We start from the raw sequence: 15,499 nt of genomic DNA on the forward strand, positions 1-15,499 counted from the left end.
TTGTTGTGTTTAGGGGCTCACGCCAGAGAACCACTAACCGTGATTTATGACTCAGGCGATACCTTACCGCTTGAGCCCTATCTGCCGAAACGAGCGCCACAAGAAAAGCCCACTGCTCAGGACGCGAATCGCCAATTGCCGTTCAAGCTGCCGATCACCACACCTTCAATGCAGCCGGGTAAGGTCACAGTCACCCCAAAAGCATTGCGCTACTTGCAGCGGCCCTTGTTTTTGGTGGGGTCTGATCAGAAATCGCGAGACTGGTTGGCTGAAAAGCGTGAGCTGCTTATCCGTATCGGAGCCGTTGGCCTATTGATTGAGGCGAGGGATCGCCAGGAGATTGAGGCGGTTTTGACTATCGCGGAAGGGCTTCGTCTGGTGCCCGCTTCAGCCGAAGGTTTCGCCACTAAGTTGGGTTTGAGCCACTACCCGATATTGCTATCAAAGGAGGGTTGGGAGCAGTGACCGACCGGTATGAAGTCGAGGTGTTATTACGCCCTCCAGTCGAACTGTCTTCGGCGATAGTGGCGCTGAGTTGTGCAGGGATCGTGCTAGCTGCACCACACACTTTGATGATGACGCCATCGGTTGCTTTGTTCAGCGCCGGGTGTTTGAGTGGGGTCGGCGTGTGGCGCGGTCGCCAGGCCTGGCGAGTGATTCAATATCAGCGCCATCTCAAGCGCAGCCCACGCTATGTCATGTCTTCTTCTCAAGTGCCGGTGAGTCAATCGGTATTGTTCTTAGGGCGGGGTTTTCGCTGGAACCAGACACACACCGAACGACTCTACGCTGCCCGCGATAAACGCGCTGAACGTTATCTGCAGCCCAGCGCCATCAAACAATGGGTTCGTCGCAAAGAGATCGAATGGGAGCATACGCCCCTATTGCGAACGATCATGCGATGGACTGCACTAGATTCCCCTCTGAATCCCGTCCGTCCCCCGCCAGCCATTGGGGGCGATGCCGTCATACACGGCGTCGGGATCAGAGGGGAAACCAATGCCACAATGCCGCTCAGTGACCGGGTCGGACATATGGTGGTGATCGCCCGAACTCGCCATGGCAAAACCCGGCTGGCCGAAGTGCTGACCACCCAGGATATTCGACGCGGCAACAACTGTGTCATCGTGTTAGACCCGAAAGGAGATGCCGATTATCTAAAGCGCATCTATGTCGAAGCCCAGAAAGCAGGGCGTCAGCTCATTATCTTTCATCTGGGCTATCCCGAACTGAGTGCCCGGTACAACGCCATTGGTTCTTTTTCGCGGATTACAGAGGTCGCGACGCGAATCGCCAGCCAGTTGCCGGGTGAAGGTGAGGCCAGTGCGTTTAAAGAATTCGCCTGGCAATTCATCAATGTCATTGCCGTGGCGCTGGTGGCGATGGGTGAAACACCGGATTACCTCAAAATTCGTCGCTATATCACCGATATCGATGCTCTGTTGATTCTGTATGGCCGTCATTGGCTGGCAGAGCATGGCCCGGAGGATTGGCAGGATGAGCTGGGGGAGCTGCAAGACAGTATCAACATAAAGTCGTTGCCAAGGATCGATCAGGGCAAAGACCCTGAGGAGCAGAAGGGTATGCTTCGCGCGGCAAGAAAAGAGCCTGGAAACTATACCGAGGGCGTTGTGCTATCTGACAACCTGCAATGCTTGTTCAGAAACGTGCCGCCACCGTTAGCCCTGGCACTTGCCATGACTGAAAAGCACGAGAAGCAACAGCGTGCTGAGATTATGAAGTCTCAGCATTGCTCCGAGTTGGAAGCGGTGTTTACTGTTGCTGATGGTTTAGGGTCGACGAAGTAGGGAAGGCATTTACAGCTCCCTATAGATTTTTGGGCCAACGAGAAAATTAGCACACCCTCAAAAAGGAGGGTGTGCTCTCAAGTTTATCCGGCTTCGACACCTTGCTTGCTATGACGATGTACCCAGTGGTACAGCACGGGCAATACAAAAAGTGTTAGCAACGTCGACGAAATAATCCCCCCTATCACGACAGTTGCCAGAGGTCGCTGTACTTCAGCACCAGTCCCCGTATTGAGTGCCATAGGTATAAAACCGAGGCTGGCGACCAATGCCGTCATTAATACCGGACGCAATCGAATTAACGCACCATCAACAACTGATGTTAGAAGATCTCCTTTTTCATGCCAGAGGTCACGAATAAAGGCCAGCATCACTAAACCGTTGAGCACGGCGACTCCAGATAGGGCAATAAAACCAACGCCTGCCGAAATCGACAGTGGCATATCCCGCAACCATAGAGAGAGAACACCACCGGTTAGTGCTAAAGGTACGCCAGTAAAAATAATTAACGCATCTTTGAGCGAGCCAAAGGCCATCACCAAAATTCCTAAAATCACGAGGAGTGTAATGGGAACCACTATGGCTAAGCGCTGGCTAGCCGATTCAAGCTGCTCAAAGGTTCCGCCATAATCAAGCCAATACCCTGGTGGAATCTTTGCTTCCTGTTGAATTCTATTTTTAACGTCGTTCACGAAACTGCCCAAATCGCGACCACGTACATTTGCCGTCACTACTACGCGCCGCTTACCATTTTCCCTACTGATTTGTGCGGGTGAAGGTTGAATATTCAACGTAGCAACTTCTTCAAGAGGGATATAGTCACCATTGGGGAGTGGAACAGGTAAGGACATGAGTCCCTCTATATCTCGCCTAAGCATTTCGGGTAAACGAACAATCAGCTCAAAACGGCGATCACCTTCATATAGAATACCTGCGGACTCGCCTCCAATCGCTGTAGCAATCCAATCTTGCAGTTGAATGACGTTGAGGCCGTAACGACCGAGCGTTTCTCTTTTTGGTATAACGGATAATGAGGGTAATCCTTCTACTTGCTCCATACGGGCGTCAGCCGCACCTTCGATTGAGTTAACAATCTGCAAAATATCATTAGCGGTAAACATCAACTGATCTAAATCATCGCCAAATATTTTTATTCCGAGATCTGCCCGAACACCCGAGATAAGTTCGTTAAATCGCATCTGAATGGGTTGAGTAAATTCATAGTTATTACCCGGAATTCTTTCCAAAGCCTCTTCCATTTCTTCAACTAATTCACTCTTTGATTTTGAAGGGTCACTCCATAGATCTCGAGGTTTAAGAATGACAAAAATATCGGCAATGCTGGGTGGCATAGGGTCGGTGGCCACTTCAGGTGTTCCAATTCGCGAAAAAACCTTGTCCACTTCAGGAAAGCTTTTAATGCGTTTTTCCAGGATTTCTTGCATCTCAACGGATTGCTCCAAACCTGTGCCGGGTATCCGTAAAGCCTGAAGCGCAATATCGCCCTCATTCAGTTGCGGAACAAACTCAGAACCTAATGTCGTCGCCAGCCAGAGGCTAAATGCGACAAGCATTGCTGCAAATGATACAACTAAGTAACGGAATTTAAAGGCCAAGAGCAATGCTGGACGGTAGAACCTTTTGGTAGCAGACAACACCGCATTTTCTTTCTCGCTGATTCTTCCGTTCATGAATACCGCGACAGCAGCAGGTACAAGTGTTAGAGACAAAACCATGGCGGAAATTAACGCCATCACCACGGTTGCGGCCATGGGGTGAAACATCTTGCCTTCGACGCCGGTAAGCGTAAAGATGGGGATGTACACAACCGTAATAATTGCCACACCGAATAAACTGAGTCTTATTACCTCCGACGTTGCTTCAAAAACTATATTCAACCGCTCGCGTAATGCCTGAATACCCCCATTCTGTTTTTGTGATTCCGCAAGCCGACGAACGGCGTTTTCAACAATAATGACGGCACCATCAACTATTAACCCAAAATCAAGTGCACCAAGGCTCATTAAATTAGCGGAAACACCCGTCTTAACCATCCCTGTTATTGTCATCAACATAGATAGCGGTATCACAGCAGCGGTAATTAACGCTGCACGGAGATTGCCAAGTAGTAAAAACAACACAACAATGACTAATAATGCGCCTTCAACAAGATTTTTAGTGACTGTTGCAATGGCTTTGTCGACCAGCGTTGTGCGGTTATACACAGGCTCTGCGACCACTCCTTCTGGTAGTGATATCTGAATATCTTCGAGTTTTAGTGCGACATCTCGAGCAACCGTTCGGGAATTTGCGCCAATTAGCATCATGGCAGTGCCCAGTACGGTCTCCACGCCATCACGCGTCGCGGCACCAGTGCGAAGTTCTTTGCCAATAGCGACTTCGGCGATGTCATGAATTTTCACTGGAATCCCGTCGTTCTGCTTGATGATGACATCTAGAATTTCTTCAATAGTCGCTAGTTGCCCTGGAGCACGAACCAATAATTGCTGGCCATTTTTCTCAATATAACCTGCGCCACGGTTTTCGTTATTTGCCCTTAATGCATTAGCAATGTCATTGAAACTTACTTCGTGATACAAAAGCTTTTCTGGAATAGGCGTAACATGATATTGCTTGTTGTAACCGCCGATACTATTTACCTCGATAACACCTTTTACTTGTGCAAGTTGTGGCTTAATAATCCAATCCTGAATTTCTCGTAAAGCTGTTGCCGTGTAAGGTTTTCCATTAGTCATGCGTGCATCTGGGTTGGCTTGAATTGTGTACATAAAAATTTCGCCAAGCCCCGTGGATATTGGTCCCATTTCTGGCTCCAGGCCCTGTGGTAGTACACTTTTGATCGCACCAAGACGTTCATTAATAAGGTTGCGTGCGAAGTAGATGTCCGTACCTTCTTCAAAAACAACAGTAACTTGAGATAAGCCGTAACGCGAAAGCGAGCGAGTATGCGAGAGACGAGGTAAACCCGCTAAAGCTGTCTCGACCGGATAGGTAATACGCTGCTCCGCTTCCAATGGCGAATAGCCAGGTGCAGTTGTGTTAATTTGTACTTGCACATTGGTAATATCAGGCACTGCATCAATGGGTAGCTTTTGATAGCTCCAAATTCCAAGAGCGAAAATTACTAATATAAAGCTCAAAAACAGATAGCGCCGCTCAATAGCGAGACGCAAAATAGATTCAATCATGTTGCGTCTCCTAGTCGTTATCTTCGGCTTCGGATTTCAAAATATCCGCTTTAATTAAGTAGCTGTTTTCTGATACGTATTCAGCCCCGCTGTCGAGACCTGAAAGTACCTCAAAAAAGTTATCGTCCGATTTCCCTAACACTAACGGGGTGAACTCATACTTCTCGTCATTTTTTACAAATACGCCAAATCGCCCCCCCAGTTCCTGAACAGCTTCTTTTTTCACGGTCAATGCAACATCAAATTGACGTGTATGGATTTTACCCTTGGCAAATTGCCCTGGTGATAAATTTAAATCGGTGTTGCTCAGTTTTACACGAGCGAGGGCATACGGTTTGTCTGCTGCTGGAATCACATGTGTAACAAGAGCTTCGAGGGATTGGTCATTTATAACGACCAGAATAGTTTGGCCTTTATTTACCTTTTCTTGTTGAGCGGGGTAAACGCGAAACTCCAGCCAAGCAGTGTTTAAATTCACGATGGTAAATAATTGTCGCTCTTGAGTGAGTTCTCCAGGGTTCGCCTGACGTTGCACAATCAGACCGGTTGCTGGTGCATGTAACGGATAGTCCTTTAGGCTTTCATTTGATTCTATTGTTGCTAGCCGATCACCTTCTTTTACCGTATCACCAATCGAAACATTCACTGACTTGATAACACCGGGAAAACGCGCATAAATTTCATGAGTGTTTTCTGGTGCTTGTGTTAGTTCTCCATAAACCGTAATGGTTTGACTGAGTGTTCCTGGTGATGCAATTGTCGTGACAATGCCAACTTTCTCAGAGAGGTCGTCATCGATATGACTGGCCGTCTCTTCATGTTCTTCTCCGTCGTTGTCTTCATCCGCCAGAATGTTCTGTATTGGCGAAACAACGCCAAGTAGCAGTGATAGTATGAGTAAATAGTTTTTCATTTTCGATTACCTGTTAGATCAGCTTGAAGCCGAATCAATAAAATAGCGTTAAAATTTGTTTACTTTGTTAATGCTTCACCATACATACTGCGAGGTGGACAAAGGCTCTGCTGTGAGCTGTTCGATTTCGGCTCCATACATTAATGCGGATGAAGCGGATTCGATCAGGGTGCGCTTGGCACTGAGCAATTCCTGTCTGGCGGAAACATATTCAAGATAGCCGTAACGGCCACGTTGGTACGCCGCCTGTATTTCTTTGAGCGCTTCTTCTAACGCAGGAATAATAGAGTTTTGAAGCTCCCTGGCTGCAAGAATGGCCTGCTTTCTATTGTGGTATGCGCGAAATAACTGCGTGTGCATGTTGAGTAATGAAACTTCCTTTTGAACAAAGACTTCGTTGCGTTGAGCAAGTGCAGTAGAAACCGCGCCGGAGTTTCTTTTCGATGAAAAGAGCGGCATGCTAAAACCTGCAACCAGGGCTGTATCGTCATTTTCCTGAAAACGGCGCACACCAACCGACCAGTTAATGTCAGCTTTCGACTGTGTTCGGGCAAGACGTACTTCCGCTTCTTTGAGACGCTCTTCTGCTGCAAAGACTTTGATAGCCGGGTTATTTTTCATTTTGGTATAGAGCCTGTCAAAATTAACATCCGTACCAAAGTGGAACAAATCACCATCAATGGCTGCAAATTTTGGCGACGTTTCTCCCCAAAGTGCCGCGAGTGACACTTTCAGATAAGCGAGCTGCTGTTGAGTGGAGAGTAGTGTGAGTTGTGCTTGCGAGGCCGCAGCCTGGGCGCGTTTTACTTCGGCATCTGGTGTTGCGCCTGCTTTAGCGCGTTCTTTTACGATGTTTAGAGTCTGGTTAGAAAGCTCACTTGCTTCTTTCGCCAGGGATACCTGCTCTTGTGCAGCGAGTACATCCACATAGCGCCGGGTTACTTCACCCAGCAATTCCAGTGATTCCACCTGTCTCTGTGCATCGAGAACGGAGCGACTATTAGAAACGATGCCCCTGCGCGCAGCGCGCTTATCGCCCAATTCCAGTACGGAAGAGAGCGAAATGGTTAGTTCAGCACCATCAAAGCCGCTGAGTTCGTCGGAGCCCGCAAAATTTTCTGCTTCCAAACCAAGTTCATAAGCCGGTTTTAAATTTGCCGTTTCCAACTGCCCAGTTAGCGCTGTGTTACGAAAGTCAAAAACCTTGAGGGAAGGGTTCTGTTCTAGAGTACGCTTCAGTGCGGCGTTTAGCGTGAGGGTACTGTTTGTGGCTTGAGCCTGAGCAAGAGGCAGTTGTCCGCCTACAATCAGACCGATAAATACCAGCTTTTTAAAGCTGATTCTATTAAATCCAGCGCTTGTAGAGCGCACAGCCTTGGGCGGTTCCGTAGATTCCGCCCTGCTGAAAATGGATGAGCTACCCGATAATAAAGTAGCGACAATATTTCGCGTTTGCATAAATCAAAATCCGATTTTAATGAACGATCGTGCACAGTGATTAGCCTGTTACCGGTAATGGTTTACAGTAATAGCTGCGCGCTGATAAGTATCAGAAATGGCTTATACGATGGGAGGAGGAGTCGGTGGTGCCTGTGCGAAATTGAGGGTGTGAGGGTCGTAAGCTGAAAATCTCTGGTCGGTCATATCACAGTTCATGATGGTGAGATGCCCTGAGATGTTGATGCAGTGACCGTGACAACAATGCTGGCAGCGGTTGTCATGTCATCTACGTCTGGCGAAAGAGAATCACTGCTATCTAAAATATGTGCATATTTCTCCCCGAGAGGATGCTCTCCATCCACAGAATCCACTGCGCCTTCGATACCCATAAAGAGTAACGAAAAAACAAACAAATATAGGATGACGGGTCGCAACATAGCTAACAAGTCTATACTGTCCTGATTACGGGAAACAGAGTTATTGTACTGGAGGTGTTCAATTTTCAATTGCTCATTTTAGTTTAATTGTGCTGTATTTGGTTGTTTTGATGGTTTTTTTGCTTGAAAAAGTCGAACGGTTCCCAAGAATGTGGGTACAAATCTACTATTTTCTACATCAGTGAATCCGGTTTCTTTCATATGGTTTGGTAATGTACCTTTAACGCTGTCGCGTGTCGTTTCAAAACCGTCCAGTAGTTGAACGATGAAAAACATGAGTCGTTGGATACGCGATGACGGCTTTCCCCAATCCGCGATATGCAGCCGGCCTCCCGGTTTAAGGACACGAAGAATTTCGGCCAAGGCTTCGCGTTTTTGGTGGGTTGTCAAATGATGAAAGAACAGGCTCGAAACAACGATATCGAAAGTCTGTGCGTTATCCGGTAGCTGTTGTGCATACCCTTGCTGGAAACTAATTTGACTGCCAATGGCAGCCACTTTGCTATTCGCCCGCTCAAGCTGCACTGGATCGGCGTCCAACCCCTTGATACGAAGCTTTTGCTCGCGTTCTGCGAGTAGATAGGTCAATGTGCCGGTGCCACAGCCAACATCGAGAACATGCTCCCCAGCTTGAGGGGCCGCTAGTTCAACCAATTTATTTTTAAACATTCCTTCACGGGTGGTCAGCCGCACTACTAAGTCATAAAAGCGTGTTAGCGCGTGATATTTCAATGCGGGTATATAGGGTTGTTGGCTGTATGATTTCATAGGCTCAAAGATTCACCGTTAAGACTTCAGCTGTAAAATGCGGCGTGCGCCATTCAGCACGATCAAGCCGATTAGAAAACCAATCACCAGATCCGGGTAGCGTGAACCAGTCAATGCAACTAATAAACCAGCCCCGATAACCCCAAGATTAGCAATCACATCGTTGGCTGAAAAAATCCAACTGGCCTTCATGTGGGCTCCGCTGTCCTTTTGTTTGGCAATGAGCACCAGGCACAGGGTGTTGGCCGCCAGTGCCACGCAGCCAAAGCTCATCATGAGCATCGACTCCGGTTCACTGCCAAACAAAAATCGCCGGATAACTTCACTCAACGCACCCAGTGCAAGCAGCATCTGTAACCAGCCTGCAAAGTGCGCGGCACGCAGCTTCATTTGAGCACTATGCCCCACGGCATACAGTGCTAGGCCGTAGACGGCTGCATCGGCAAACATATCCAGTGAATCGGCAATTAATCCAGTCGACTGTGCAACCCAACCGATGCTGATTTCTACCCCAAACATGAGGGCATTGATCGCTAATAGCCACTTGAGGACGCCAGCTTCCTTGCTGTTGGTTGCCTGCGCGGAGGTGACCGCTGCTGAGAAGTCCTCCCCATCAATGGGTCGCGTATCATCTACGGTTGCCCCCAGTCCAAGATTTTCGATAGCGGCCTGAATGGGTGCAAAATTGCCCCCATAAAACACCGTGAGCTTGCGATTCGGGGTATCAAACTCTAGGGCCACTGCGGGGTCGATGGCCTCTACAGCCAGACGGATCATCCGCTCTTCCGAGGGACAATCCATCTGGGGTACGGTCAGTACGCTGGCAAAGCCCCCCATGCCCCTGGGCAAAGAGGGCGAGCTCACCTCCTCGTTAGCCGATTTTTCACAGCCGCCGTTACACGAATTTGTCATCATTACACCCTTGCTTTATCAGTAGGGTCTAGCTTAATCTCTATAGTAGCTATAGAGTCAAGCCCTATGGAGCCTGACGTCCTTGGTGTACTTTGGTTTTCTCGTCGCGTTGTCTGTGGTCATTAACGCTGCCTCACATCATGACGATTACCCACGGTGTTAGGGCGACTAGCGTGTCACTCAGGGGAAGACGAAAGCCTATCTTAAATTCCGTGCGATGCGCATCCATTGACAATTATCCATCCGTAGTCGCCATTTTTCAGCTCGCAAAAAACCCGCGATAGACGCGCCGGGATGGACCTAGCCGAGAGGCAGGATCAAAGGGAGTATTTTAAAGCGCTTTGCGCTACTTAACATTTTTTGCTCGCCATTTAGATTACACTGTAGTACAGACAGCCCTAAAGGCCATAATCACTGTGCCGGAGACATAGATGAGATTCCTGATTATCGTGGTGGTGCTCACCTTCAACATCACATCCAGTCTCCAGGCTGCGGCGCTGCTGCCCAACGAGATTACGGTCTACAAAAACCCGGACTGTCGCTGCTGTGACAAGTGGATAAGATACCTGCAAGAACACGATTATGCAGTCACCGTTGTGAATACCCGAGATGTCTACGCGCACAAGCGTCGACTTGGCGTTCCGCCTGAGGTTGCTGCCTGCCATACGGCGGTGATTGGCGACTATGTGATTGAAGGACACATCACGCACAGAGACATAAAACGCCTGCTCTTATTTCAGCCTGAGATCAAAGGCATTGCCGTACCGGGCATGCCCATTGGCACACCCGGTATGGAGCGTGGCAGTACCAAAGAACCCTACAACGTGATGAGCTTTGATGAAGCCGGTAGTATCGACATCTTTGTGAAGCATTGATGTCGGTGTCCTGCGGGAGTCCCCCCGGCACTGAGCTACTCGGTTGCTTAAGTGCTTCAGACACTTGCAATCAGCCTGTGGTTGGGTGTAACTGCAGCTTGCAAGGGTTGGCCCTCGATGTTGTGCTAGGCTCCAAGAGAATGAATCTCGCCGAGTTAACTGCCGGCGACTTCCACAGGACAAATAAGGCCGGAAACACCAGCAGTACCGCTACCATTGCCGATGCAGTGCCGCCCACCATTGGCGCGGCGATGCGTTTCATCACATCCGCACCGGTGCCATCACTCACCAGAATGGGAATTAGCAAAATCGACAACGCCAGCCCTGTCATCAGCATGGGGCGGGTACGCTGGGCAGCGCCCATGGCCACTTTCGTATTTATAGTGGGACGCTTTGTAGCAATTGCTACAATCAATGTTCTGATCGCGTCACTTAGTTTCAGCCTTTCACTGTGCTTATGGTTGTGGCTGCGCTGATAGTCGTATGTTTTTGTTGAATAATAGGCTGTATATCACGGGTACATAGCCCAATGTCAACAGCGTGCCACACCCCAAGCCACACATGATGACAATAGCCATGCCGTACCAAAATTCACCGCCAAACAATGCTAGTGGAACCAACCCGACAATAGTCGTAAGCGTGGTCATGATAATGGGTCTGGCTCGCTCTATCGCCGCAGCAATAACTGCCTGGTCAACATCGGGTATATCTTTGCGCTTCTTATCGATTAGATCAATCAACACAATGCCATTGTTAATTAGAATACCGGCAAGGCTGAACAGTCCCAGCATGCCAGTGAAATCAAAATAGGCTTCGAAGACAAGTAGCCCCCATATGGCGCCTATCAGAATCAACGGGATAGCTGATAGAATAATACCTACCCGGCGAAATGAACCGAACTGTAATATCAGTAAAACGAAAACGCCAAATAGTGCCTGTGGCGCATATTGAAACAACGCAGCTCTGGACTTCTCTGCGCCTTTGATTTCTCCATCTAATTCGATCGTATATCCGGCAGGCAGTGCGAGACTGGTAAGTTTTTCTTGCATTAACGCATTCAACTCTACCGCTGTCAGTTTAGGGTGTTTGGCTGCAATGGTTAGGGTTCGCTCCTGATTGTGGCGAACAATTTTACTTGGTTCGATAGAACCGGAGAAATCAGCAAATTGCATCAATGGTATGAATGTGCCATTGCTAGAGGGTACTTCTACTGTGCGCAATCCATCAATGGTATCTCGCATGTTGGGTTGTGCCCGCATTATTATCGGGATGTTTTTTTCTCGTTCTCGAAATACCGTCACCGCTTCACCATCGTAGTAACCCGATAAAGTACGAGCAATCACTTCGCTGGTGACGCCTGAATGACGTGCGCGGTCCTGATCAATCTCGACGCGTATTTTCAAGACTGGATTTTCCCAGTCATTGCGTACTGCTTGGATGCTATCGATTTCATAAAATGCGTTGCTCACCTGCTGCCCAAGCTGTCGCAATGTCCCAATTTCCGGGCCACTAATTCGGTACTCCACTGTTCCTAGTGGGGCCGTACCCAAAAAAAGCAATTCAGCACGACCGGTCGCCAGCGGCAACCCCTCAACAATATACTGTTGTGCGCGCTTCATTACTGTGTCAACCTGTTGATAACTCGCCGTATTGACCACAAAAAAGGCTTTGTTCGGCTGCGGATCATTAGGGCTTAACGCTAGAAAAAAACGCGGCCCACCAGTACCCACGTAGCCAACCACATCGGTTACTTCTGGATTGTAACTTTTGTTGAGTAAATAGCGCATTAGAGTCTCTGCGGACTCTTTTGTGGCGGTAATATCATAACCGGCAGGTAGGTCTAGATAAACTGAAAACTGATTGCGTTCCGATGGCCCTAATGATCTCTGCTTTACCAAGCTGAACATTGATAATGATATGATCAGAGCCCCCAATAAAGCCAAAATAAATGCAAGTCGATGTTGCAAAATGAACTCGAGACAGTACCGATAAAATCGATAGTTCGAGTCATTGCCAGAAATGGAGGATGCTGCTATCGATGGTGTTCTTGTTGTCTTTGCCTTTCCAGTTAAAAACCAGTAATACAATGCTGGTGCAACGGTAACAGATATCAGCCAAGATAGAAGTAATGCCAAAGTGACTACCTGACCAAGAGAACGCAAAAACTCACCGATCGCATCAGATATGAGTAATAAAGGCACAAAGGCTAACACGGTTGTCAGTGAACTGGTCAGCAAAGGCAACGCTAGCGTTTTTGGTGCCTGCAATACTGCCGGTAAAGGCCCTTCGCCCAAGTCGAGCCTGCGACGAATGTCTTCTATGATTACTACACTGTTGTCGACAAGTAGACCCAGTGAAACAATAATGGCTGCAATAGATACACGGTGCAGTTCAATTTCTGTGAAAGACATACCCGTTAATGTTGCTAATATAGTCAATGGCACCATAAGCCCAACAATCAAACCTGCACGCCATCCAAGAAACAGCAGCACTACCATCAATACCACCAGCATGGTTTGAAGTAGATTGTTGAATGCGCTATTTACCGATGTCTCTACCAGGTCAGGTTGAAAAACGGCTACATCTAAGTCCATACCCACGGGTAGGCGCTGTCGGATCAGCAAAAGTTCGTCAACCAACTGTTTACCCATGGCAACAACGTTTGAACCATTGGTCATCGAAACGCCAAGAACAATGGCTGACTTACCATTATAAAAAGCCAGCGTTTCTGGAGGATCAACATAGGCGCGATGAATCACAGCAATATCCTGTAGGTACACCAGACCACCTGCAGGAGTTTTCAGCGGTAGATTTTCCAATTCTGATAGTGAGTTAAAGTCGCCAGAAGGTTCAATGACAATGCGTTGGTTGTCGGCACTAACGGTCCCGCCAGGTAGCACCAAATTCTGAGCGTTGATAGTGGTTGAGACATCACCGACACTTAAGCCAACTTGTTCCAAAAACTCAGGATTAAGTTCTACCCAGATTCGCTCATCTTGGATGCCATAAAGCTTCACCTTAGACACAAGGGGCAGGGACGATAGCTCATCATTTAAATCAGTGGCGATTTCATACAGCTCGACCATAGTATAATCGCCACCCGTCAACGCCAGCGTTGCTACCGCAACCTGACCAAAATCGTCATTAACAAATGGGCCGTGAACTCCTTTAGGCAGGTGCCGAATCAGATCGTCCATTTTTACGCGCAACTCTGCCCAGATGGGCTCAAGCTCTGAGTGGTTGGGCGCAATCCTCGGCGTAACAATGGTCAGGCCCGTCATGGTAACGGTATCGATAGTCTCTATTTCTGGAATCTGCTTAATTGCAGCTTCTATCGGTTTGGTCACTAGTTGCTCCATCCGCTCCGGTGATAAACCGGGAAACTGGGCAACTACATTACCGACTCGCAGAGTCACTTGGGGATCTTCCTGGCGCGGCTGGTTTTGATATGTAGCTATACCTCCTACAAAAATTGCCAGCAGCCATAAAATTGTAAAGCGGGAATTTTCGATCGCGAATTGCGTTAGTTTGTGCATCACATTATCAACGCACGCTAACGTGCCAGCCCCATTTCAGGGGTCCATACACGCACGGTCATACCGTCTCGCAACATCGCCACCCCTCCAGTTACAATTTGCTCACCTTCCTGTAAGCCGCTATACACCTCCAGTTGATTTCCTCGTAACTCTCCAATCATTACTTCGCGTTTTTCTAGTTGCGATGTTTCGGGATTGAATACCAATAACGGCACATTACGACGATCAATGGTTGCTGATTCCTGCTGGCCAGTTTCAGCGGTAATGAAGCTTAAATTTAGTGCCGATATGGGAATCATATAAGTTTCCGATTCCGGATCAGCCTGCTGAAAGTTAAAGGTGACCGCTGCACTCATACCCTCTCGCAATTCAGGTGGTGAGTTCATCAACCGAACTTTCACCGGATAAGCGGTGCCAGCTACCTTTGATGCAATTTCAGTAATCATTCCATCAGTACTAATTCCTTTTAGTGCAGGGAAATCGATGATCACCTTCTGTCCAAATTCCACATATTGAATCAGTGTTTCCGGTATTAGCACCTCTACTTGTAGTTGATCTTGTGAGCTGATGATCAGAGCTCGGTCACCCGCTTTAATCTCTTCAAAGGGGTCAACAGTTCGTTGAGAAATTGATCCGGAAAAGGGAGCCAACATTACTGCATTTAGCACGTTTTGCTCAGCATCCTCCAATTGACTCTGTGCCGACGCCACATGCGCCCGAGCTGAGCTAAGTTCAGCCTCAGCCAGGTTGAGCTCAGACACAGATATGAATTTCGAGTTTGCCAGGTTTTTTATACGTTTGTAACGCTGTTCGACTTCTTGAAGGCGGGCGCGACTTGCCTGCAATTTTGCTTGTGCATCCTGTAACGCCAGTTCGAACGGACGGCTATTCAAACGAGCCAGAATTTGTCCTTTTTTTACTTCGTCACCCGGAACCACAAGAACCGAATTCAGAGTTCCACCTACAGGAAAACTAAGCACCGCTTCTTCGCTCGCTGATAAATAACCCGATAAACGCCGAGCATGTCCTTTTGTCAATTCGCCTACTGTAAAAGTTTTCACGCTCGGGATTGGGGGTGGCAATTGTTCGGTATTCTCGGAGCATCCATTCAGAAAAGCAGTGAAAGCTACAATTAAAATAATAGGTTTGATAATACGCATCAATATTCCCATGTAGGCCAGATTAAGTTAATCCAGTTAAATTGAGCCGTAATTAAATTACGTTGCCATTTCCTTAATTCGCTCCTCTTAATGAGCTTTCACAATCAGCGCCGTTGAATTGTAGTTAAAATATCGGATGAGCCGCTCTTTTGTATCCCTTGTTTGGCTTGGTATCTATAGTGTAAACTCTATGGTTGCTATAGAGTCAAGCGTTGGAGGAAATGATGAAAATTGGTGAGCTAGCCAAATTGACCGGGTGTTCTGTACAGACAATTCGCTATTATGAAAAAGAGAAGCTGCTTAAATCGAAAACGCGCAGTGAAGGAAATTTTCGTCTGTATGATGCCTCAGCTGTTGAACAACTTATGTTTATTAAACACTGCCGTAGCCTTGACCTTGCTTTATCAGAGGTTCGTCAGTTGATCGAACTAAACCAATCGC

12 protein-coding genes are annotated in these 15,499 nt (G+C 47.8%); 4 read left to right on the forward strand and 8 right to left on the reverse strand.

The window, feature by feature from the left end:
- Positions 1–39: 39 nt before the first annotated feature.
- Together NO559_RS08280 and traD are read left to right on the forward strand one after the other, a co-directional pair.
- Positions 40–465 carry an integrating conjugative element protein gene (locus NO559_RS08280; RefSeq protein ID WP_258331340.1) on the forward strand — a complete coding sequence of 142 codons (426 nt, stop codon included), beginning with the start codon at positions 40–42 and terminating at the stop codon, positions 463–465.
- Complete coding sequence (gene traD / locus NO559_RS08285) at positions 462–1,808, forward strand: conjugative transfer system coupling protein TraD (RefSeq protein ID WP_258331341.1); 1,347 nt, start codon at positions 462–464, stop codon at positions 1,806–1,808. Before NO559_RS08280 ends, traD begins: the two co-directional genes overlap by 4 nt.
- Before the next feature lie 83 nt (positions 1,809–1,891).
- Here traD and NO559_RS08290 read toward each other — a convergent pair whose 3' ends face one another.
- From NO559_RS08290 to NO559_RS08310, 5 genes are all read right to left on the reverse strand, one after another.
- Positions 1,892–5,017: an efflux RND transporter permease subunit gene (locus tag NO559_RS08290; protein WP_258331342.1), complete on the reverse strand. Its 3,126-nt coding sequence runs from the start codon at positions 5,015–5,017 to the stop codon at positions 1,892–1,894.
- A gap of 10 nt (positions 5,018–5,027) precedes the next feature.
- Entirely contained in the window at positions 5,028–5,930 is a 903-nt protein-coding gene (locus NO559_RS08295) for an efflux RND transporter periplasmic adaptor subunit (RefSeq protein WP_258331343.1), read from the reverse strand.
- Positions 5,931–6,005: 75 nt separating this feature from the next.
- Positions 6,006–7,388 carry a TolC family protein gene (locus NO559_RS08300; RefSeq protein WP_258331344.1) on the reverse strand — a complete coding sequence of 461 codons (1,383 nt, stop codon included), beginning with the start codon at positions 7,386–7,388 and terminating at the stop codon, positions 6,006–6,008.
- Positions 7,389–7,885: 497 nt separating this feature from the next.
- Positions 7,886–8,575 carry a class I SAM-dependent methyltransferase gene (locus NO559_RS08305; protein ID WP_258331345.1) on the reverse strand — a complete coding sequence of 230 codons (690 nt, stop codon included), beginning with the start codon at positions 8,573–8,575 and terminating at the stop codon, positions 7,886–7,888.
- Between the two features lie 18 nt (positions 8,576–8,593).
- On the reverse strand, positions 8,594–9,487 hold the full coding sequence (locus NO559_RS08310) for a cation transporter (RefSeq protein ID WP_258331354.1): 894 nt from the start codon (positions 9,485–9,487) through the stop codon (positions 8,594–8,596).
- A 431-nt stretch (positions 9,488–9,918) separates the two neighbouring features.
- Here NO559_RS08310 and NO559_RS08315 point away from each other — a divergent pair, with 431 nt between their 5' ends.
- A complete protein-coding gene (locus tag NO559_RS08315; protein WP_258331346.1) occupies positions 9,919–10,362 on the forward strand; it encodes a DUF411 domain-containing protein in 444 nt (147 codons plus the stop codon).
- A 70-nt stretch (positions 10,363–10,432) separates the two neighbouring features.
- On the opposite strand, the gene NO559_RS17030 is transcribed toward NO559_RS08315, so the two are convergent.
- From NO559_RS17030 to NO559_RS08330, 3 genes are all read right to left on the reverse strand, one after another.
- Positions 10,433–10,726 carry an efflux RND transporter permease subunit gene (locus NO559_RS17030; RefSeq protein WP_375542737.1) on the reverse strand — a complete coding sequence of 98 codons (294 nt, stop codon included), beginning with the start codon at positions 10,724–10,726 and terminating at the stop codon, positions 10,433–10,435.
- Positions 10,727–10,817: 91 nt separating this feature from the next.
- The gene (locus NO559_RS08325) at positions 10,818–13,898 is read right to left on the reverse strand and encodes an efflux RND transporter permease subunit (protein ID WP_258331348.1); all 3,081 of its coding nucleotides are present in this window, start codon (positions 13,896–13,898) and stop codon (positions 10,818–10,820) included.
- 17 nt (positions 13,899–13,915) lie between these two features.
- Entirely contained in the window at positions 13,916–15,058 is a 1,143-nt protein-coding gene (locus tag NO559_RS08330) for an efflux RND transporter periplasmic adaptor subunit (protein WP_258331349.1), read from the reverse strand.
- A gap of 224 nt (positions 15,059–15,282) precedes the next feature.
- On the opposite strand from NO559_RS08330, the gene NO559_RS08335 reads away from it, so the two are divergent.
- The coding region (locus NO559_RS08335; protein ID WP_258331350.1) for a MerR family transcriptional regulator at positions 15,283–15,499 on the forward strand (217 nt) is incomplete at its 3' end.

It is taken from the genome of Dasania sp. GY-MA-18 (assembly GCF_024734385.1).
GTDB lineage: Bacteria > Pseudomonadota > Gammaproteobacteria > Pseudomonadales > Dasaniaceae > Dasania > Dasania phycosphaerae.

Bases quoted from the DNA above. Each gene is read 5' to 3' on its own strand.
- NO559_RS08290 (WP_258331342.1), bottom strand. From the start codon at position 5,017: ATGATTGAATCTATTTTGCGTCTCGCTATTGAGCGGCGCTATCTGTTT.
- NO559_RS08295 (WP_258331343.1), bottom strand. From the start codon at position 5,930: ATGAAAAACTATTTACTCATACTATCACTGCTACTTGGCGTTGTTTCG.
- NO559_RS08300 (WP_258331344.1), bottom strand. From the start codon at position 7,388: ATGCAAACGCGAAATATTGTCGCTACTTTATTATCGGGTAGCTCATCC.
- NO559_RS08305 (WP_258331345.1), bottom strand. From the start codon at position 8,575: ATGAAATCATACAGCCAACAACCCTATATACCCGCATTGAAATATCAC.
- NO559_RS08310 (WP_258331354.1), bottom strand. From the start codon at position 9,487: ATGACAAATTCGTGTAACGGCGGCTGTGAAAAATCGGCTAACGAGGAG.
- NO559_RS08315 (WP_258331346.1), top strand. From the start codon at position 9,919: ATGAGATTCCTGATTATCGTGGTGGTGCTCACCTTCAACATCACATCC.
- NO559_RS17030 (WP_375542737.1), bottom strand. From the start codon at position 10,726: ATGGGCGCTGCCCAGCGTACCCGCCCCATGCTGATGACAGGGCTGGCG.
- NO559_RS08325 (WP_258331348.1), bottom strand. From the start codon at position 13,898: ATGCACAAACTAACGCAATTCGCGATCGAAAATTCCCGCTTTACAATT.
- NO559_RS08330 (WP_258331349.1), bottom strand. From the start codon at position 15,058: ATGCGTATTATCAAACCTATTATTTTAATTGTAGCTTTCACTGCTTTT.